This is a genomic window from Mycolicibacterium aurum (genome assembly GCF_900637195.1).
Classification (GTDB): domain Bacteria; phylum Actinomycetota; class Actinomycetes; order Mycobacteriales; family Mycobacteriaceae; genus Mycobacterium; species Mycobacterium aurum.
In genome coordinates, this window is the sequence record NZ_LR134356.1 from 3,247,405 (window position 1) to 3,266,617 (window position 19,213).

Consider the following 19,213-nt stretch of genomic DNA (forward strand, 5'->3'; position numbering starts at 1 on the left):
GTTACGATCAGCAGAACATTAGACACGAAAATCCAGGGGTCAAATGCTCACCGCATTTCGGGGTCGGCAGACGTGATCGCCATCGCCAAGAAGGTGTGGCTGCCGTTGCTCATCATCGCCGTCGTCGTCGTGGCCGGGCTGACGGTCTCCCGCATCAGGACCTTCTTCGGGTCCGAGGGCATCATCGAGACTCCCCGGAACTTCGCCGATCTGCCCGAGCCGTTCGACCCCAAGGTCGTCCGCTACGAGATCATCGGGTCGGGGACGTACGCCGACGTCAACTACCTCGACCTGGACGCCAAACCGCAGCGCGTCGACGGGGCCGGCCTGCCCTGGTCTCTCACGCTGGAGACCACCGAACCGTCGGCGGCTCCCAACATCGTGGCTCAGGGCGACGGCAGCTCGATCACCTGCCGGATCTTCGTCGACGATGAGTTGAAGGACGAGAGGACGACCGACGGCTTGAACGCCCAGACCTTCTGCTTTGTGAAATCCGCATGAGCACGCCGGTTTCCGACGCCCGCACCGACGAGTTCCCCGCCGCCCGCGAGCCGCACCGGTCCTTCATCCCGCGGGTGATCCGGCTCTTCGCGGTGCCGATCATCCTCGGCTGGATCGCGCTGATCGTCGTCGTCAACGTCACCGTGCCTCAGCTGGAGGTCGTCGGCGAGGCGCAGGCGGTGTCGATGAGCCCGAACGACGCGCCGTCGATGATCTCGATGAAGAAGGTCGGAGAGCTGTTCGAGGAGGGCGACTCCGACAGCTCGGTCATGATCGTCTTCGAGGGCGAGCAGCCCCTCGGCGACGAAGCCCATGCCTGGTACGACGAGTTGGTCGAGCGGCTACGGGCCGACACCGCGCACGTGCAGTCCGTTCAGGACTTCTGGAGCGACCCTCTCACCGCGTCCGGTTCGCAGAGCAACGACGGTCTCGCCGCCTATGTTCAGGTCAAGCTGGCCGGCAATCAGGGCGAGGCGCTGGCCAACGAATCGGTGAAGGCCGTCCAGAACATCGTCGGCAGCCTCGAACCGCCGCCCGGGGTCAAGGCTTACGTCACCGGACCGGCGGCGCTGGCCGCCGATCAGCACATCGCCAGCGACCGCAGCATGCGGCTCATCGAGGCCGCCACATTCACGGTCATCATCGTGATGCTGCTGTTGGTGTACCGGTCGATCGTGACCGTGCTGATCACCCTGGTGATGGTGGTGCTCTCGCTGGCGACGGCGCGCGGGGTCGTGGCGTTCCTCGGCTATCACGAGATCATCGGTCTGTCGTTGTTCGCCACCAACCTCTTGGTGACGCTCGCGATAGCCGCGGCGACGGACTACGCGATCTTCCTGATAGGCCGATATCAGGAAGCCCGGACATTGGGCGAGGACAAAGAGTCCGCGTACTACACGATGTTCCACGGCACCGCCCACGTGGTGCTGGGGTCGGGTCTGACCATCGCCGGCGCGACGTTCTGCCTGAGCTTCACCCGGCTGCCGTACTTCCAGACCCTCGGCGTCCCGCTGGCGATCGGCATGTTCGTGGTCGTGATGGCCGGCGTCGTCTTGATGGTGGCGATGATCAGCGTTGCGACGCGCTTCGGCAAGCTGCTGGAACCCAAGCGCGCCATGCGGATTCGCGGCTGGCGCAAGATCGGCGCCGCGATCGTGCGGTGGCCGGGCCCCATCCTGGTCGCGACCATGGCGATCACGCTGGTCGGCCTGTTGGCGCTGCCGGGCTACAAGACCAACTACAACGACCGCACCTATCTGCCTGCCGACCTGCCCGCCAACCAGGGCTACGCCGTCGCCGACGCCCACTTCGATCCCGCCCGGATGAACCCGGAGCTGTTGATGATCGAGAGTGATCACGACATGCGGAACTCGGCGGACTTCCTGGTCATCGACAAGATCGCCAAGGCCCTCTTCCGCGTCGAGGGCATCGCCCGCGTCCAGGCGATCACCCGGCCGGACGGTAAGCCGATCAAACACACGTCGATCCCGTTCCAGATGAGCATGCAGGGCACCACGCAGCGGCTCAACGAGAAGTACATGCAGGACCGGATGGCCGACATGCTGGTCCAGGCCGACGAGATGGCCAACACCATCGCGACCATGGAGAAGATGTCGAATCTGACGGCGCAGATGGCGTCGATCACCAACGAGATGGTCGGCAAGATGGAGAACATGCTGACCGACATCGAAGACCTGCGCGACAGCATCGCGAACTTCGATGACTTCTTCCGTCCGATCCGCAATTACTTCTACTGGGAACCGAAGTGTTTCAACATCCCGGTGTGCTGGGCGTTGCGGTCGGTGTTCGACACCCTCGACGGCATCAACGTGATGACCGACGACTTCCGCGAGATCCTGCCGGAGATGCGGCGGCTCAACACATTGATGCCGCAGATGGTCGCGCTGATGCCCGAGATGATCTCGACCATGAAGACCATGCGCACGATGATGCTGACGATGTATCAGTCGCAGAAGGGCCAGCAGGACCAGATGGCCGCCATGTCGGAGGACGCCGACGCCATGGGTGAGGCCTTCGACGACTCGATGAACGACGACTCGTTCTATCTGCCGCCGGAGATCTTCGAGAACGCGGACTTCCAGCGGGGCCTGGAGCAGTTCCTGTCCCCCGACGGACACGCGGTGCGGTTCATCATCTCCCACGAAGGCGACCCGCTCAGCGCCGAAGGCGTGGCCAAGATCGAGAAGATCAAGACCGCCGCCAAGGAGGCCGTCAAAGGCACGCCACTGGAGGGCTCCAAGATCTACCTCGGCGGAACCGCGGCCACGTTCAAGGACATGCAGGACGGCAACAACTACGACCTGCTGATCGCCGGTATCGCCGCGCTGGGCCTGATCTTCATCATCATGCTGATCCTGACCCGGGCCGTGGTGGCGGCGGCCGTCATCGTCGGCACCGTGGTGCTGTCGCTCGCCGCGTCGTTCGGGCTGTCGGTGCTGCTCTGGCAGCACATCCTCGGCACGGAGCTGCACTGGATGGTGCTGGCGATGGCCGTCATCATCCTGCTGGCCGTGGGCGCGGACTACAACCTGTTGCTGGTCTCCCGATTGAAGGAGGAGATCCACGCGGGCATCGGCACCGGCATCATCCGCGCCATGGGCGGCAGCGGTTCGGTGGTAACGGCCGCGGGATTGGTCTTCGCGCTTACGATGATGTCAATGTCGGTCAGCGAGCTGACCGTCATCGGGCAGGTCGGCACCACGATCGGTCTGGGTCTGTTGTTCGACACGTTGGTGATCCGGGCATTCATGACCCCGTCCATCGCGGCGCTGTTGGGGCCGTGGTTCTGGTGGCCCCAGCGCGTCCGCACCCGGCCTGTCCCGGCACCGTGGCCCAGACCTGGTGGCTTGCAATCGGATCCGTCTGAAGGAGTGAAGGTATGAAGCGGGCCCTGATCGGTATCGCAGCGGTGGTCATGAGTGTCGCGTTCGCCGCGCCCGCGGCGGCCGACCCCGATACGGCGTTCGCCAACGAGCTGCACCTGTACGGGATCTACGGGCAGAAGGACTACAACGCCTGGATCGGCAAGATCACGTGCAAGCGGATCGCCACCGGTCTGGATCCCGACGTCTACGCGACGGCGAACTTCGTGCACAACCAGCTGGAGAAGGACGCCACGACCGATCAGGCGTACCAGTTCGTCGCGGCGGCACTGCGCACGTACTGCCCGGACAAGCTGCCGATCCTGGACCAGGCTGCGCGGTAGCGGCACCCGGTCACACCGTCCAACGAGAATCGCACCCGGAGGCTGTCGCCTTCCGGGTGCGATTGTCGTTGGTGCGGTGGGTTATCTGGCGACGGGCCAGTTCCACACGGACATGTCGCCGCGCGGGTAGTTCATGCAGACGTCGGTGGCGTGGGCGACCACACCCTTGTTGTTGAAGAAGATCTTCGCCCAGTTGCCCCAGCGCGTCGCGACCTGCTCGTAGTAGATGTTGGTCGCGGTGTTCTCGGAGTACTGACGGCGTCCCACCGGGTCCAACGTGAAGAACCAGTGGATGCGGTCAAAGGCGGCCTGCTGGACGTCGGCGGGCCGGTTGCTGCGGTCCAGCATGTAGCGCTCGTAGTACACCGGGTTGGTGTCGCGCACGGCGGCGAGGTACTGCTCGACGTCACAGGTGGTGTGGATGATCCGGCGCGGGATCGGATAGTCCTCGGTGGAGTCGGCGAGCGCCGGGCCGGCCGCACTCAGACACATGGCGGCGGCTCCGAGGAACCCCAGCCCCACCCGCGCGACGCGACTCACCAGTCGTCCAGCCATCGGTACTCCTACCTCGTCCGTTTTCCGTAGTAACTATATAGCGGAGCTACACGTTTCAGATAGTCGTCGTGCAGGCACCACCCTTGCCGAGTCAGCCGCCGTTTGTCACCGGATTCGACGTCAGCGGCATGAACGCACCGTTGAGCCACACGCCCCACCGGCCACCCCAGCCCGAGTACCAGACGATGGGCGCTCCGTTCCAGAACTCGCCCGGCTTCGGCGGGGCCCATGCCGGCGGCACCTCGCCCTGTACCGGCGCCGGGGGCGGCACAGGTTGCGCGTTGACCATGGCACCACTGCTCGCAACGAGCATTCCGGCAGTCAGTCCAGCTGCGGTCAGGGCGACCGACAGTGTGGTCTTGATCGAGGTCATCATCGCTCCTGGCGGGTGCATCGGGTCGGGATAATTAGCATATATAACCACCCCGCCGGATGGGGACCCAGGTCCCGCCAGGCCCGCCCGCAGCGAGCCGCGCTCAGAGCCCGAACTGGTCCTCGACGATCCCGAGCCACACCTGGGCGGCGTCGATGGCCACCTTCTCGCTGATGAAGGCGTGCTGGGTGCCGGTGTAGATGTCGCGGAAGGCCCGTTCCAGGCGGCTCCCCTCCCGGATCGCCGAGGTCCCGGCGACGAGGTGGGCCCATTCTGCGCACTCGCGTGCGGTGTCGGTGGCGAAGACGGCGGCCACCCTCATGTCGGCGCGGTGCACCGGCGTCAGCTCCGCGCCCGCGGCCACGGCCGACTCCGCGGTGGAGAACGCATCGAGGACCAGCAGTCGCGCCGCCCGCCAGGCCGCGACGTGATGGGCCAGACCCTTCTGGAACGTCGGCCGGCTGGCCAGCGCCGCCATGTCGCTCATCCGATACTTCGTGGCCGCCAACTCGGCGACATCGTCGAGCATGCTCTTGGCGACGCCCAGCGCCCATGCCGCGTGGCCGGCCGCGGTCACCGGCATCATGCCCATGCGGGTCGCCGGCGAACTCCCCCGTTTCGGCTCGCGGGTGAACAGGGCGAACGTGCGGTGGTGCGGAACGAAGACGTCGTCGACCGCGTAGTCATAGGAGCCGGTGCCCTTGAGGCCCTGCACGTGCCAGCCGTCGGCGAACGTGACGTCGGCGCGAGGGACGACGGCGACCAGCATGTCAGGCACACCCTCACTGGCCCAACGGATCTCACCGTCGACCATCGGCATGAACCCCGCCGCGACGTACTCCGCATGCCCGGTGCCGGAGCCGAAGCTCCACGAGCCGGTCAGCCGATAGCCGCCCTCGACGGCCACGCCCTGCCCGTTCGGAAAGAACTGGCCACCCATCGTCACGTGGTTGTCGTTGGCGGTGAACACCTCGGCGAAGCCGTCGTCGGGAAGATAAGTCGCCGCGGCGAACGCCGACGGAAGGTTGGCGATCCCCACCCAGCCGAATGACCCGTCCTGCCAAGCCATTTCGATCCACGTCTCGATCATCTGCGCAAACGTGGGTTCTACGCCGCCGGCATCGGCGGGATTGAAGGCCGACATCAGCCCGTTCGCCCACATGGCCTCGACGACCACCGGCGCCAACGTGCGGTTCTGCTCGGATTCGGCCGCCGATTCGCGCACCAGCTCCCGCATCCCGCGGGCCAGATCCACAACGAACTCGCCGGTCCCGATGTCTTGTGTCAGCGTCGTCACCGCGTCGACGTTAGCGGCTTAGGGCAGAGCAGTGAACACATTCGCCGGATCTGTCATCTCCGGCGCCGGACCTAGTGCGGGTTGCTCGTCGATCAGGTGCGGCTGCTCGGCGGGAATCGCCTCCGGGGCAGGTGCGGCCAGGTGGGGCACCTCGGCGGGCAGGTGCGGCACCGCCAGTGGGACGGGCTCGCCCGCTGCCGGAGATGCGGCGGGCGCCGCGCTGTCGAGTGTGGCCGGCGCGGGCTCTACCGGCTGCGCGGCGAGCGACTCGGCGGGGACCGGCGTTGCGGCCACGGGTGTTTCGGCCACCGGCAGTGCGGTGACCGGAAGTGCGGTGACCGACGTGTCGGCGACCGGCTCCTCGACCACCTTGCGCACCGGGCGGACGGCATTGTCCGACGGAGCGGACACCGCCACCCACCCGGGATCCGGGGACGGCGGCTGCTCGACTGTGGCCGCGGCCTGCTCGATCTGGGGCTGCGCACCGGAGGTGAGCAGCAGTCCGCCCACCGCGGCAGCGGCGGCCGCACCCAGCACCGCCATCGCCATTCGTCCACGTCGCCGCCTGCGCGGGGTCGCCCGCGCGCACAGGGGCACGGTGATCGCGTCGCGGAGGCCGACTTCGGCGAGTGCGGCACCGTAGGCAAGCGCCAGACCGGGCTCCATGTTCGGGTCGACCATGACCGCGCAGGCACATGTCAGCGGGACCGCCTCGACATTGTCGAAACCCAGCCCACCCAGCTGCGACCGCAACCGAAGACCGTCGCGCGTGACGTCGGGGCTCCAGGTCAGCCGGATGCGGGTGACATCGAGGCCGCCGGCCGTCGCGATCGCATGGGCGCCCCGCGCGGCAGCGCCCGCGATCTCCGTATCGGCCTGGAATTCGGCGCAGTCGTGGTCTGCCACGCTGCCGTCCGCTTCGTCGACCAGCACCCAGACCACGCGATCCGAGGTCAGCGACAGCCCCAGCACCATGCCCACGGCGACCCTTCCTTCCGTTCCGGCGTTGTGCGATCTATCGGACGCTGCTGAGCTGCCGTTACAGCCACGACGCCGTCCGGCCAGGACTGGACAGAGCCCACAGCAACCCATAAGCTCTGCTCTAAAGGTCGACTTCCCGACCTTTAGGAGCTGCCGAGGGTCACGCCCAGATCGGCTGGAGCCTAACGCCGGCGCGAACTTCTCGCGCGGCATGCAGACTGCGACGCCGTCGTCGCGTCGACCGTCCGTGTCCGCTTATTTCGTGCTAATCCGTTGTGCTTCAACGGTTTTCATCGAAATGTGCAACGCTGTTGCAACCTCGCAGGGCGTAGTGTGCTAGGTCACAGCGTTGAAGGGAGTTCCGTACATGAGCGGCGATGCTCGACCCACCCACACCAGTCGCGGCGTGGAGGCACACAAGGAGTCCAACGACTACCTGCAGAAGCGTCAGCTGAAACAGGGCAGCGCCGGCTGGATACTGCTGGCCAGCCTCGGTGTCGGTTACGTCATCTCCGGCGACTACTCCGGCTGGAACTTCGGCCTGGCCGAGGGCGGGTTCGGCGGCCTCGCCATCGCCGCGGTCATCATCGCCGCCATGTACCTGGCCCTGGTGCTCGGCATGGCCGAGATGTCGTCGGCCCTGCCTGCCGCAGGTGGCGGCTACACATTCGCGCGCCGCGCCCTCGGGCCCTGGGGCGGTTTCGCCACCGGGACCGCGATCCTGATCGAGTACGCGATCGCGCCCGCCGCGATCGCGACGTTCATCGGGGCCTACGTCGAATCGCTCGGTCTGTTCGGCATCACCGACGGGTGGTGGGTCTACCTCGCCGCGTACGCCATCTTCATCGGCATCCATCTGTCCGGTGTCGGCGAAGCGCTCAAGGTCATGTTCGTGATCACGGGCATCGCCCTGGTGGGCCTGGTCATCTTCGCCGTCAGCGCGATAGGCCACTTCGACGCGGCCAACCTCACCGACATCGCCGCGACCGACGCCGCCGGTGCCTCGTCGCTACTGCCGTTCGGCTACCTGGGTATCTGGGCGGCGATCCCGTTTGCCATCTGGTTCTTCCTCGCGGTCGAGGGCGTCCCGTTGGCCGCCGAGGAGGCCGCCAACCCGGCGCGCAACGTCCCCCGCGGCATCATCGCCGCGATCGCCGTCCTCCTGGTCACCTGCGCGACAGTGCTGATCCTGACCACCGGCGCCGGTGGTGCTGCAGCCATGTCGGAATCCGGCAACCCGCTGGTCGAGGCACTGGGCGACGGCACGATGGCCAAGGTCGTCAACTACATCGGTCTGGCCGGACTGATCGCCAGCTTCTTCTCGATCATCTACGCCTACTCACGCCAGTTGTTCGCACTGTCACGGGCCGGCTATCTGCCGAAAGTGCTGTCGGTGACCAACTCCCGCAAGGCGCCGACGCTGGCCCTGGTCGTGCCGGGACTGATCGGCTTCGCGCTGTCGCTGACGGGTCAGGGCGCCCTGCTGCTGAACATGGCCGTGTTCGGCGCCGCGCTGAGCTACGTGCTGATGATGGTCAGCCACATCGTGCTGCGGTACCGGGCGCCCGAGATGGACCGGCCGTACCGCACGCCCGGTGGCGTGGTCACCACGGGATTCGCGCTCGTCATCGCGGTACTGGCGGTCATCGCCACGTTCCTGGTGGACAGCGTCGCCGCGCTGGGCTGTCTGATCGTGTTCGCCGCGTTCATGGCCTACTTCGGCTTCTACAGCCGGCACCACCTGGTGGCCAACTCCCCCGATGAGGAATTCGCCGCGCTGGCCGCCGCCGAGGACGAGCTGAATTGACCTACCGGCAGCAGGTGTCCGGGCACACCTACCAGTTCGACGGTCTCGTCGAGGTGATGGCGAAGGCCACGCCGCTGCGCTCCGGCGACGAACTCGCCGGCTGCGCAGCCGAATCCGACGCCGAACGGGCGGCCGCGGCGTGGGTGCTGGCGGATCTTCCGCTGTCGACCTTTCTGGACGAGCAGGTGGTGCCGTACGAGACCGATGATGTGACGCGGCTGATCATCGACACCCACGACCGCGACGCGTTCCGGCCGCTGTCGCATCTCACGGTCGGCGGACTGCGGGACTGGTTGCTCGACATCGCATCCCGCGACCACAGCGCGCAGAGCATCTCGGCCGTGGCACCCGGTCTGACACCGGAGATGGTGGCCGCGGTGTCGAAGATCATGCGCAACCAGGACCTGATCGCCGTCGCCGCGGCCACCACCGTCAGCGCGGCGTTCCGGACGTCGATCGGTGTCCCCGGAACGCTGGCGACCCGGTTGCAGCCCAACCATCCGACCGACGATCCCCGCGGGATCGCCGCGGCGACGCTCGACGGTCTGCTGATGGGTTGCGGTGACGCGGTGATCGGCATCAACCCGGCCACCGACTCGGCGCATGCGACCTCGGATCTGTTGCACCTGCTCGACGACATCCGGCAGCGCTTCGAGATACCCATGCAGTCGTGCGTGCTCACTCACGTGACCACCACGATGGATCTGATCGAGCAGGGTGCTCCCGTCGACCTGGTGTTCCAGTCGATCGCCGGGACACAGGGCGCGAACACGAGTTTCGGCATCACGCTGCCGATGCTGGTGGAGGCCAACGAGGCCGGACGCGCGCTTAAGCGCGGCACCGTCGGCGACAACGTCATGTATCTCGAGACCGGTCAGGGCTCCGCGTTGTCCGCGGGTGCCCACCTGGGTACCGGTGGCAAGCCCGTCGATCAGCAGACGCTGGAAACCAGGGCCTACGCCGTGGCACGCGTGCTGGACCCCCTGCTGGTGAACACCGTCGTCGGCTTCATCGGGCCGGAGTACCTCTACGACGGCAAGCAGATCGTGCGGGCCGGACTCGAGGACCATTTCTGCGGCAAGCTTCTCGGCCTGCCCATGGGCGTCGACGTCTGCTACACCAACCACGCCGAAGCCGACCAGGACGACATGGACACCCTGCTGACGCTGCTGGGGGTTGCGGGTGCGGCGTTCGTGATCACCGTGCCCGGCGCCGACGACGTCATGCTCGGCTACCAGAGCCTGGCCTTCCACGACGCACTGTATGTCCGCAAGGCACTGAATCTGCGGCCTGCACCGGAGTTCGAGGCGTGGCTGGCACGGCTCGGGATGGCCGACGCCGACGGACGCGTCCTGCCCGTCGATCCGGCGCACTCCCCCCTGCTGCCGCTGGCGGCCGGCCAATGAGCGGCGACGGCGCGGTTCCCGAGGTCGATGTCTGGGCGCCGTTGCGACGCACCACCCAGGCGCGCATCGGTTTGGGTCGCGCCGGCAATGCCCTTCCCTCGCAGCGTGTTCTGGAGTTCAAGGCCGCGCACTCGGCCGCCCGCGACGCGGTCCACGTGCCGTTGGACGTCGAGGCGCTCGCGGCGGAGCTGGAGCCGCTGGGCCTAGGCCGCCCGCTGCATGTGCAGAGCAGGGCGTCCAGCCGCAGCGAGTACCTACGGCGTCCTGACCTGGGTCGCGCCCCGGACGATCTCAGCGCACTGCCTGCCACCGATGCCGACGTCGGCATCGTTCTGGCAGACGGCCTCTCGCCGCGTGCGCTGGCCGATCACGGAGCGGGGTTGCTGGCAGCGCTGATCGACGAGTTCGGCGACCGCTTCCGGTTGGCGCCTCCGGTGATCGCCACCGAGGCGCGGGTCGCGCTCGGTGACCACATCGGCGCTGCGCTGGGTGTCACGACGCTGCTCATGGTCATCGGGGAACGGCCCGGGCTGTCTGTCGCCGACAGCCTCGGCATCTACCTGACGCACCACCCGAAGCCGGGCCGCACCGACGCGGATCGCAACTGCATCTCCAACATCCATCCGCCCGACGGTCTCGGGTATGAGGCGGCGGCCCACATCGCCGGCGCCCTGGTCGCCGGGGCGCGTCAGCTGGGACGGTCCGGGGTGGCCCTCAAGGACACCTCGCGAGCCCGCGAGATCGTCGAGGGAGCCTGACTAGGCGGTGGTGTTCGCCAGCGCGGTGATCCGTTCCAGTGCGTCGTCTGCCAGCCCGGGCACGTCGTACCCGGGAGTGCTTCCGCAGGTGGTGATCTCGATCGCCGCATTGAAGGCGGCGACGAACAGGTTGTCACAGTTCCAGTCGGCGGCGCGCAACGACCAGAGCACGCTGCCGTCCGGTCCGTCGGCGGCCGCGGCCTGCACGACGAATTCGTAGGTGCGGTCCTGCATCGTGGTGACACTCAGCATCGACCCGCGGCAGTCCCCGATCGTCTGCCGCACCTTCTCCAGCGCGGCCGCCGGATCGAAATCCGCGCGGTAGACCGCAACCATCTCCTCGACGTAGAACTGCCCGTCCTCGCTGGTCCAGTGGCCCCCGTCGGTCGCCAGCGGACGGTGCGCGTCGATGAACGGCGGGTCGACCTCGCGGGCGAGACCGCTGCAGCGTCCCGGCTCGGCGACGACGAACAGGTTTCCGTCCTCGCCGATCACCTTCGGGCTGAGCAGGTCCACCACCTGCAGCGTGGTGATGGGCGCAGCCAGCGACTCGGGTGTGGCCCGGGGGTTGTCCACGTGCCGGGTGCAGCCGGCGAGCAGCGCGGCGACGCCGGCCACCACCGTGACCGCCGCCCGCCGCGCCGCGGTGCTCATCGCCCGAAGCCTGCGTCTTTCAGGGCCTGGGCCATCGACCCGCCGGCCGCGTTCGGCTGTCGGCGCCCGGAGTTGTTGCCCGGCTGCGGCTTTCGCTTCGGGGCGCTGGGTCGTTCCTCGCGGCGCGTGCCGCCCCGACCGGGTTTGGCCTCGTCGTTCAGGCGCAGGCTCAGCCCGATGCGCTGCCGGTCGACGTCGACGTCGACGACCTTGACCCGTACCACCTGTCCCGACCGCACCACCTCGTGCGGATCCGAGACGTAGCGATCGGCCATCGCAGACACGTGCACGAGTCCATCTTGGTGCACGCCGACGTCGACGAAGGCGCCGAATGCGGCCACGTTGGTCACCACGCCCTCCAGCACCATGCCGGCTTTGAGGTCGGCGACCTTCTCCACGCCGGCCGCGAACGTAGCGGTGACGAACGCCGGGCGCGGATCACGTCCGGGCTTCTCCAGCTCGCCGAGGATGTCGGTCACCGTCGGGATGCCGAACCGGTCGTCGGCGAAATCGGCAGGCCGCAGGGCGCGCAGTGCCCTCTCGTCACCGATGATCTCGGCGAGGCCGACGCCGGCGCGGTCGAGGATGCGCCGCACCACCGGATAGGACTCCGGGTGCACCCCCGAGGCGTCGAGCGGGTCGTCACCGTCACGGATCCGCAGGAAGCCTGCGCACTGCTCGAAAGCTTTGGGCCCCAACCTCGGAACGTCGAGAAGCGCACGCCGACTCTGATAGCGGCCCGCCTTGTCGCGGTGCGCCACGATGGCCTCGGCCAGTGATTCGGTGATCCCGGAGACGCGGGCCAGCAGCGGCACCGAGGCCGTGTTGAGGTCCACCCCGACGGCATTCACCGCGTCTTCCACCACCGCGCCCAGGCTCTTGGCCAGGATGCCGGGCGTGACGTCGTGCTGGTACTGCCCGACCCCGATCGACTTGGGCTCGATCTTGACCAGCTCGGCCAGCGGATCCTGCAGCCGCCGGGCGATGGACACCGCGCCGCGCAGCGTGACGTCGAGTTCGGGTAGTTCGTGTGCGGCATACGCGGACGCCGAGTACACCGAGGCGCCGGCTTCGCTGACCATCGCCGTCGCGGGTGCCTTGGCGCCGGACGCGCGGATCTCACCGACGAGTTCACTTGCCAGGGCGTCGGTTTCGCGCGATGCGGTGCCGTTGCCGACCGCGATCAGCTCGACGCCGTGCCGCGCGACCAGCGCCGCGAGTGTGGCCTTGGCCGTGTCCCATTGCTTCTGCGGTTGATGCGGGAAGATCGCGCAGGTGTCGACGACCTTGCCGGTGCCGTCGACCACAGCCACCTTCACCCCGGTCCGGAAACCGGGATCCAGGCCCATCGTGGTGCGGTTACCCGCTGGTGCGGCCAGCAGCAGGTCCTTGAGGTTCTTGGCGAACACCGACACGGCGTCGGCTTCGGCACGCAGCTTCAGCCGCACCCGGGCGTCCACCGAGGCCGACACCGACAGCCGGGTCCGCCACGCGAAGCCGACGGTCGCCGCCAGCCACGGGGTCGCCGCAGCCTTCGCTGTCAGGTCCACTCCCAGCGCCGAGGCGATCATCGCCTGGTACACGGCCTCGTCGCCGCCGTCGAGGGTCAGCGCGAGCACCTGTTCCTTCTCCCCGCGCAGCACGGCGAGCACGCGGTGCGACGGCATCGCGGCCAGCGGCTCGGTGTGGTCGAAGTAGTCCCTGAACTTCTGTGACTTCTCCGCGGTGGCCGCCGCCTCGGAGGCGGGACGGGCACGTACCGTGCCACTGTCCCAGAATCGTTCACGCAGGCCGCCGACCAGTTCGGCATCCTCGGCGGCGCGCTCGACGATGATGTGCCGGGCGCCCTCGAGCGCCGCGGCGGCGTCGGCGACGTCGGCGGAGACGAAGCCCGCCGCCACCTCCTCGGGCGCCTGGGCCGGGTCGCTCAGCAGCCGGTCGGCCAGTGGCTCCAGCCCGGCCTCCCGGGCGATCTGCGCCTTGGTGCGCCGCTTCGGCTTGTAGGGCAGGTAGATGTCCTCGACCCTGGCCTTGGTGTCGGCGGCCATCAGCGCGGCGGTCAGCTCATCGGTCAGCTTGCCCTGCTCTGTGATCGACGCGAGTACCGCATTGCGGCGGTCGTCGAGTTCCCGCAGGTAGCCCAGGCGCTCCTCCAGGGTGCGCAGTTGGCCGTCGTCGAGGCTGCCGGTGGCCTCCTTGCGGTAGCGGGCGATGAACGGCACGGTGGCGCCCTCGTCGAGGAGGCGCACCGCGGCCGCCACCCGGGGCTCACCCACCTCCAGTTCCGCAGCGAGACGGGCGTTTAGGCTTTTCGGGGCGGTGCTCGAATTCACCCGCAGGACCCTACCGAATGTCGACGACAGCGCCGCTCATCCAGCGGCGGGTTCGGCGTGGTTGTCGCCGGTGGGCGACGACAACCACGCCGAACCACCGGTCAGCTCAGGTCGAACCGGTCGTTGTTCATGACCTTGACCCACGCCGCGACGAAGTCCTCGACGAAGCGGTCCTTGCTGTCGTCCTGCGCGTACACCTCGGCGATGCCCCGCAGCACCGAGTTCGAGCCGAACACCAGGTCGTTGGCCGTGGCCGTCCACGTGATCTCGCCGGTGCCGCGGTTGCGACCCTCGTAGACGTTCTCGGTGTTCTGCGACGGCTTCCACTCGGTGTTCATGTCGAGCAGGTTGACGAAGAAGTCGTTGCTCAGCGCGCCCGGCGTGGTGGTGAACACGCCGTGCTTGCTGCCGCCGTGGTTGACGTTGAGCACGCGCAGACCGCCGACGAGCGCGGTCATCTCCGGTCCGGTCAGGTCGAGGAAGTACGCCTTGTCCACCAGCAGCTTCTCGACCGCGGTCTTCACCCCGGGTTGGATGAAGTTGCGGAAGCCGTCGGCCTTCGGTTCGAGCACGGCGAACGATTCGACGTCGGTCTGCTCCTGCGACGCATCGGTGCGCCCCGGAACGAAGTGCACGGTGATCTCGTATCCCGCGTCCCTGGCGGCTTTCTCGACCGCAGCGGAACCGGCCAGCACGATCAGGTCGGCCAGCGAGATCTTCTTGCCGCCGGTGGCCGACGCAGCGAAGTCCTGCTGGATCCGCTCGAGCACCGGAAGCACCTTGGCCAGTTCGGACGGCTCGTTGACCTCCCAGTTGCGCTGCGGCTCCAACCGCAGGCGGGCACCGTTGGCGCCGCCGCGCTTGTCGGTGCCGCGGAAGCTCGACGCCGAGGCCCAGGCGGTCTTGATCAGCTGCTGCACCGTCAGACCGGAGTCGAGCACCGTGCTCTTGAGCGTCGCGATGTCCGACTCGTCCACCAGAGGGTGGTCGACGGCAGGCACCGGGTCCTGCCACAGCTGGGGTTCGGCCACCCAGGGGCCCAGGTAACGGCTGATCGGCCCCATGTCGCGGTGCATGAGCTTGTACCAGGCCTTGGCGAAGGCCTGGTTCATCTCTTCCGGGTGGTCGAGCCAGCGCCGGGTGATCGGGCCGTAGATCGGGTCGACCCGCATGGAGACGTCGGTGACGAGCATCGTGGGTTTCCGCGGCGGACCACCGAACGGATCGGGGATGGTCGCCTCGGCGTCCTTGGCCTCGAACTGCCACGCACCTGCCGGGCTCTTGGTCAGCTCCCACTCGTTGCCGTAGAGGATCTCCAGGTAGCCGTTGCTCCACTGCGTCGGTGTCCCCGTCCAGACGACCTCGAGGCCGCTGGTGACGGTGTCATTGGCGTTGCCGGTGCCGAACGGGCATTTCCAGCCCAGCCCCTGCTGTTCGATGGGCGCGCCCTCGGGCTCCGGGCCGACGTTGACATCGGCGGCGCCGTGCGTCTTGCCCAGGGTGTGGCCGCCGACGATCAGCGCGGCGGTCTCCTCGTCGTTCATCGCCATCCGGCCGAACGTCTCGCGGATGTCGTGGGCCGCGGCCAGCGGATCCGGCTTGCCCTCGGGCCCTTCGGGATTGACGTAGATCAGGCCCATCGTGGTGGCGCCGAACGGCTCGGCGAGCTCCCGCGTGTCGCCGTCGTTTTTGCCGCCGTAGCGCTTGTCGGTGCCCAGCCAGGTGTCTTCCTGGCCCCACAGCATCTCCTCGGGCTCCCAGATGTCGGCGCGGCCGAACGCGAACCCGAACGTCTCGAAACCTGCGGACTCGAGCGCGGCGTTCCCGGCGTAGGCGATCAGGTCTGCCCAGGAGATCTTGTTGCCGTACTTGCGCTTGATCGGCCACAGCAGCCGGCGCGCCTTGTCGAGGTTGGCGTTGTCCGGCCAGCTGTTCAGCGGGGCGAAACGCTGGCTGCCCTGGCCGGCGCCGCCGCGGCCGTCGAAGATGCGGTAGGTGCCTGCGGCGTGCCAGCTCATCCGGATGAACAGACCGGCGTAACTGCCGTAGTCCGCGGGCCACCAGTCCTGGGAGGTGGTGACCACGTCGAGGACGTCACGCTTGAACGCTTCGACGTCGAGTTGGGCGAACGCCTCGGCGTAGTCGAAGTCCTGCCCCAGCGGGTTGCCCTTCTCGTTCTGCTTGTGCAGCACCGAGACGTCGACCTGTTCGGGCCACCAGTCCTTGTTGGTCAGTGGCGCATGCGCTTTGGGTGTCGGCGAGTCGATGGCCGGGTTCTCGGATTCGCTGTTGCTGGACGTGTTGGCGTCCGAGTGGGGCGGGCGGGCATCGGAGGTATCAGTTGACTCAGATGACACAGTATTTCCCTTCGTGTTCATTCATCAGTTGACGTGATGGGGCTGCGAACAGTTGGGGCAGATGCCCCAGTAGATGACCTCGGCCTCGTCGATGTCGAAGCCGGCCAGGGTGCCGTCGTCGGCGGGTGTCAGACACGGTGCGTCGCCCACCGCGCAGTCCACGTCGGCGATCACGCCGCACGACCGGCAGACGATGTGGTGGTGGTTGTCGCCGACGCGGGTTTCATAGCGCGCCAGCGAGCCTGCGGGTTGTATCCGTCGCACCAAACCTGTTGCGGCGAGTGCGTTCAACGCGTCGTACACCGTCTGACGCGAGATGTCGGGGAGTTCACGGCGCGCGGCGGCGATGATGAGCTCGGTGTCCGCGTGTGGATTCTCGCCGACCGCGTGCAACACCGCCATGCGTGGTCGGGTCACACGCAGTGACACCGACCGCAGCACGTCGGAGTAGTCGTGATCATGGGGCATTGCCCCCGATACTCGTCCGAAGATTGGATGGGATCAAGTTTTCGGGCAGCGGGCGCCGCTCAGAGCGTCATGTTTTCGCTGTGCGGCCGATCATCCGTCAAACGAACCGCACCGGCACCGGGTCGTCCCGCGAACAGGCGGGCGGCACACGCGACGGCGACGAAGCTGCCGAACGCCGACCATCCCGCGGTGTCGCGCAACCCGAACTTGGCCATCACGACCAGGACCACGCCCGCGACGCACACGAGCACGCCCGCAGCCGTGGCCCGCGCGCCGACGGCGGAGACCGGCGCGTCCCACCAGGGCAACGGCCGGCGTTCCAGCGGTGACAGCAGCCGGAACAGCACCAGCATGACGACGGCGAACACCACCGCGCGCAGCGCGAGCAGTCCCCAGAAGTTCGGGGCGGTCACGTCGTAGGCGTCCAGCCCGACGGCATTCAGGCTGAATGCCGCGATCGCGATGGCCACGATGTGCCAGAGATAGATCGTCATCGCACCGGCGTTGCCTGCGGCGACGACGCGCCACACCGCCGGGCGCTGCGCCCACCGCTGGATGGCGCCCGCAACGGCGACGAAGGCGCAGGACATCCAGACGCAGTGCATCGCCAGCAGCAGCGTCGGTGGTGAGACGTTGGAGATCCGTTCGGCACCGGTGACGACGAGCGACACCTCGTAGGGGCCGAAGACCACGAGCGCGAGTGCCGCGGCGAAACCCCCCACCGCCACCGCGGCCGCGACGCGCGGGCCGATCAACTGCCGGGCGTAGGCCACCCCGATGACCACCGGAATGAGCCAGACGATGAGGAAGTTGGGCAGCCCGGCGGCGATCTCCCCGGTGGCGAACCGCGCGGCGTCGACGAGTGCCGCGGCAGCGACGAGCACGCCGAGCACGATCGCGACCACGCGACCGTTCGTCATCCGGATCAGCGCCGGGACGAACGCCAGGGTGACGACGTAGACGCCGAGAAACCACAGCAGCGCGACGCTCTCGCCGCCCAGTCCCGATGCAGAGTCGGCGCCGAGTACCAGGCCGACGACCAGCAACCCCACCGACCAGGCCGCCAGATACCAGAACACCGGCCGGAACAACCGCTGCGCGCGGTGGAACAGCCATGAGCCCCACGGGGTGCCGACGCGATAGCCGTACGCGCCTGCCGCACCGCCGGCGAGGAAGAACAGCGGCATCACCTGTGCGACCCAGGTCGCCGGAGCGACGGCGGGCATCTCGCCGATGAGATTGCCGATGTGCACGCCGCGGCTGTCGATGGTCGCCAGCAACAGTGCGCAGTGCCCGAACATCACCACCACCAGCGCGGCGAGCCGGGCGACGTCGACAGCGCGATCCCGCGTGCTCGTTGTCATGGGGCAAGCATGCCCGTCGGGGACCGACCGGGCATGAGTAGTACTACCGGTGTCAGGGCAGAGCGCCGAACAACGCACCCAGTGGACCTGCGGGTGCGGGCTCTGACGGCTGGACCAACGCCGGAGTCGCCTGCCCGGGGACGGCCACCGGTTGGGGTCCGGCAGCAGGCCCGGCCCCGGACAGGTGCGGCGAACCGGCGATCGTCGCCAGCTGAGCCGGTGACGCCGCCTCCGCAGCGCCGTGAACCGAGTCGAGTGCGGGAGCCTCCACCGCGTCCGCCACCGACGTCACGTCGGGGACGTAGGTCTCGGTGTCGTCGACGACGGTGGGCGCCGAGGCGTACTCCGGCATCATCTGCGACGTGTCGGGCACCTCGACGGCAACGGTCGGTTCCGGAACCGTGACGGCCTGCGGCACCGCGGGCAGTTCGGCGGGGATCGGCGCAGCCGGAATCGCTGCGGGCGCGGGAGCGGCCGGCGCGTCGGGGACGACCGCACCGGCGACGGACGTGTCGGTGACGGCCGGCGACGGCGAGTGGCCCACGAAGGAGTACAGACCCACGCCGATGATGGCGAGGGCCGCCACGCTCGCGGCGGCTGCCAGGCGGACCGGCACGCCGGTGGGCACCCGCAGCGAAAGCGGCACCCTCGCGGCGAGCCGGCGTAGCACGTTCCTGTCGTCGGTGTCGTCGAGGTCGGCCCGCGCCGCGCCGTACGCCATCACCATGTGGGGTGCGATGTGCCGGGCGGTGCGGTTGCGACCCTCCCTGGCGGCGTCCTCGGTCACCGTCTCGACGGTCTCGAAACCGAAGAGCCGGAGCTTGGTCCGCAGCCGGATGCCGTGCTGGCGTGCATCGTCGGTCCAGACCAGCCGGACACCGTCGATGTCCTCGTCGCTTTGCAGGGCGAATGCCTGGACGCTACGGGCCGCCGCCCGGGCTATTTCGTTGAGCGACTCCAGCTGCACCACCTCGTCGGCGATGATTCGTCCGTCGTAGGTGTCGACAAGCACCCACACAGCACTTGCTGCGGTCAAAGACAATCCCAGTACCACGCGCATAACTACCCCCAGACGGTTGCCGGTGTTGGCTTGATATCGGCACGTCTTGCCAAGATGTTACGCGTGGGACATC

General features: G+C 68.0%; 16 protein-coding genes. 6 read left to right on the forward strand and 10 right to left on the reverse strand.

What is annotated here, in order from left to right:
• Window positions 1-72: 72 nt before the first annotated feature.
• From EL337_RS15225 to EL337_RS15235, 3 genes are read left to right on the forward strand one after another with little or no spacing between them, the layout of a single operon-like run.
• Window positions 73-501 (forward strand): MmpS family transport accessory protein, encoded by a 429-nt coding sequence (locus tag EL337_RS15225; protein ID WP_048631128.1) that lies wholly within the window; start codon window positions 73-75, stop codon window positions 499-501.
• On the forward strand, window positions 498-3,404 hold the full coding sequence (locus tag EL337_RS15230; RefSeq protein ID WP_048631129.1) for an MMPL/RND family transporter: 2,907 nt from the start codon (window positions 498-500) through the stop codon (window positions 3,402-3,404). Before EL337_RS15225 ends, EL337_RS15230 begins: the two co-directional genes overlap by 4 nt.
• Complete coding sequence (locus tag EL337_RS15235; protein ID WP_048631130.1) at window positions 3,401-3,727, forward strand: DUF732 domain-containing protein; 327 nt, start codon at window positions 3,401-3,403, stop codon at window positions 3,725-3,727. Before EL337_RS15230 ends, EL337_RS15235 begins: the two co-directional genes overlap by 4 nt.
• A gap of 81 nt (window positions 3,728-3,808) precedes the next feature.
• Here EL337_RS15235 and EL337_RS15240 read toward each other — a convergent pair whose 3' ends face one another.
• From EL337_RS15240 to EL337_RS15255, 4 genes are all read right to left on the reverse strand, one after another.
• On the reverse strand, window positions 3,809-4,282 hold the full coding sequence (locus tag EL337_RS15240; RefSeq protein ID WP_048631131.1) for a DUF5078 domain-containing protein: 474 nt from the start codon (window positions 4,280-4,282) through the stop codon (window positions 3,809-3,811).
• Window positions 4,283-4,373: 91 nt separating this feature from the next.
• Window positions 4,374-4,655, reverse strand: a complete 282-nt coding sequence (locus EL337_RS15245; RefSeq protein ID WP_048631279.1) for a hypothetical protein — start codon at window positions 4,653-4,655, stop codon at window positions 4,374-4,376.
• 103 nt (window positions 4,656-4,758) lie between these two features.
• Window positions 4,759-5,892, reverse strand: a complete 1,134-nt coding sequence (locus EL337_RS15250) for an acyl-CoA dehydrogenase family protein (RefSeq protein WP_048631280.1) — start codon at window positions 5,890-5,892, stop codon at window positions 4,759-4,761.
• A gap of 78 nt (window positions 5,893-5,970) precedes the next feature.
• Window positions 5,971-6,927: a DUF7159 family protein gene (locus EL337_RS15255; protein WP_232786739.1), complete on the reverse strand. Its 957-nt coding sequence runs from the start codon at window positions 6,925-6,927 to the stop codon at window positions 5,971-5,973.
• 373 nt (window positions 6,928-7,300) lie between these two features.
• Between EL337_RS15255 and eat the strand changes: the two genes are divergently transcribed.
• From eat to eutC, 3 genes are read left to right on the forward strand one after another with little or no spacing between them, the layout of a single operon-like run.
• Entirely contained in the window at window positions 7,301-8,740 is a 1,440-nt protein-coding gene (gene eat, locus EL337_RS15260) for an ethanolamine permease (RefSeq protein ID WP_048631133.1), read from the forward strand.
• Window positions 8,741-8,796: 56 nt separating this feature from the next.
• Entirely contained in the window at window positions 8,797-10,146 is a 1,350-nt protein-coding gene (locus EL337_RS15265) for an ethanolamine ammonia-lyase subunit EutB (RefSeq protein ID WP_370737125.1), read from the forward strand.
• Window positions 10,143-10,904 carry an ethanolamine ammonia-lyase subunit EutC gene (eutC, locus tag EL337_RS15270; protein ID WP_048631135.1) on the forward strand — a complete coding sequence of 254 codons (762 nt, stop codon included), beginning with the start codon at window positions 10,143-10,145 and terminating at the stop codon, window positions 10,902-10,904. The genes EL337_RS15265 and eutC overlap by 4 nt, the downstream gene beginning before the upstream one ends.
• On the opposite strand, the gene EL337_RS15275 is transcribed toward eutC, so the two are convergent.
• From EL337_RS15275 to EL337_RS15300, 6 genes are all read right to left on the reverse strand, one after another.
• Window positions 10,905-11,558, reverse strand: a complete 654-nt coding sequence (locus tag EL337_RS15275; RefSeq protein WP_048631136.1) for a sensor domain-containing protein — start codon at window positions 11,556-11,558, stop codon at window positions 10,905-10,907.
• Window positions 11,555-13,891 (reverse strand): Tex family protein, encoded by a 2,337-nt coding sequence (locus EL337_RS15280; RefSeq protein ID WP_048631137.1) that lies wholly within the window; start codon window positions 13,889-13,891, stop codon window positions 11,555-11,557. Before EL337_RS15280 ends, EL337_RS15275 begins: the two co-directional genes overlap by 4 nt.
• Before the next feature lie 101 nt (window positions 13,892-13,992).
• Window positions 13,993-16,269 (reverse strand): catalase/peroxidase HPI, encoded by a 2,277-nt coding sequence (gene katG / locus EL337_RS15285; protein WP_048631138.1) that lies wholly within the window; start codon window positions 16,267-16,269, stop codon window positions 13,993-13,995.
• Window positions 16,270-16,272: 3 nt separating this feature from the next.
• Window positions 16,273-16,716 (reverse strand): Fur family transcriptional regulator, encoded by a 444-nt coding sequence (locus tag EL337_RS15290; protein WP_048631139.1) that lies wholly within the window; start codon window positions 16,714-16,716, stop codon window positions 16,273-16,275.
• Between the two features lie 59 nt (window positions 16,717-16,775).
• On the reverse strand, window positions 16,776-18,080 hold the full coding sequence (locus EL337_RS15295) for an acyltransferase family protein (RefSeq protein WP_048631140.1): 1,305 nt from the start codon (window positions 18,078-18,080) through the stop codon (window positions 16,776-16,778).
• Window positions 18,081-18,132: 52 nt separating this feature from the next.
• Entirely contained in the window at window positions 18,133-19,140 is a 1,008-nt protein-coding gene (locus EL337_RS15300; protein ID WP_048631141.1) for a DUF7159 family protein, read from the reverse strand.
• Between the last annotated feature and the right edge of the window lie 73 nt (window positions 19,141-19,213).

What these genes read in the sequence shown, in the direction of transcription:
- EL337_RS15245 (WP_048631279.1), bottom strand. Translation starts at nt 4,655, where the DNA reads ATGACCTCGATCAAGACCACACTGTCGGTCGCCCTGACCGCAGCTGGA.
- EL337_RS15240 (WP_048631131.1), bottom strand. Translation starts at nt 4,282, where the DNA reads ATGGCTGGACGACTGGTGAGTCGCGTCGCGCGGGTGGGGCTGGGGTTC.
- EL337_RS15255 (WP_232786739.1), bottom strand. Translation starts at nt 6,927, where the DNA reads ATGGTGCTGGGGCTGTCGCTGACCTCGGATCGCGTGGTCTGGGTGCTG.
- EL337_RS15295 (WP_048631140.1), bottom strand. Translation starts at nt 18,080, where the DNA reads ATGACAACGAGCACGCGGGATCGCGCTGTCGACGTCGCCCGGCTCGCC.
- katG (WP_048631138.1), bottom strand. Translation starts at nt 16,269, where the DNA reads ATGAACACGAAGGGAAATACTGTGTCATCTGAGTCAACTGATACCTCC.
- EL337_RS15235 (WP_048631130.1), top strand. Translation starts at nt 3,401, where the DNA reads ATGAAGCGGGCCCTGATCGGTATCGCAGCGGTGGTCATGAGTGTCGCG.
- EL337_RS15265 (WP_370737125.1), top strand. Translation starts at nt 8,797, where the DNA reads ATGGCGAAGGCCACGCCGCTGCGCTCCGGCGACGAACTCGCCGGCTGC.
- eutC (WP_048631135.1), top strand. Translation starts at nt 10,143, where the DNA reads ATGAGCGGCGACGGCGCGGTTCCCGAGGTCGATGTCTGGGCGCCGTTG.
- EL337_RS15275 (WP_048631136.1), bottom strand. Translation starts at nt 11,558, where the DNA reads ATGAGCACCGCGGCGCGGCGGGCGGCGGTCACGGTGGTGGCCGGCGTC.
- eat (WP_048631133.1), top strand. Translation starts at nt 7,301, where the DNA reads ATGAGCGGCGATGCTCGACCCACCCACACCAGTCGCGGCGTGGAGGCA.
- EL337_RS15250 (WP_048631280.1), bottom strand. Translation starts at nt 5,892, where the DNA reads ATGCGGGAGCTGGTGCGCGAATCGGCGGCCGAATCCGAGCAGAACCGC.
- EL337_RS15230 (WP_048631129.1), top strand. Translation starts at nt 498, where the DNA reads ATGAGCACGCCGGTTTCCGACGCCCGCACCGACGAGTTCCCCGCCGCC.
- EL337_RS15300 (WP_048631141.1), bottom strand. Translation starts at nt 19,140, where the DNA reads ATGCGCGTGGTACTGGGATTGTCTTTGACCGCAGCAAGTGCTGTGTGG.
- EL337_RS15290 (WP_048631139.1), bottom strand. Translation starts at nt 16,716, where the DNA reads ATGCCCCATGATCACGACTACTCCGACGTGCTGCGGTCGGTGTCACTG.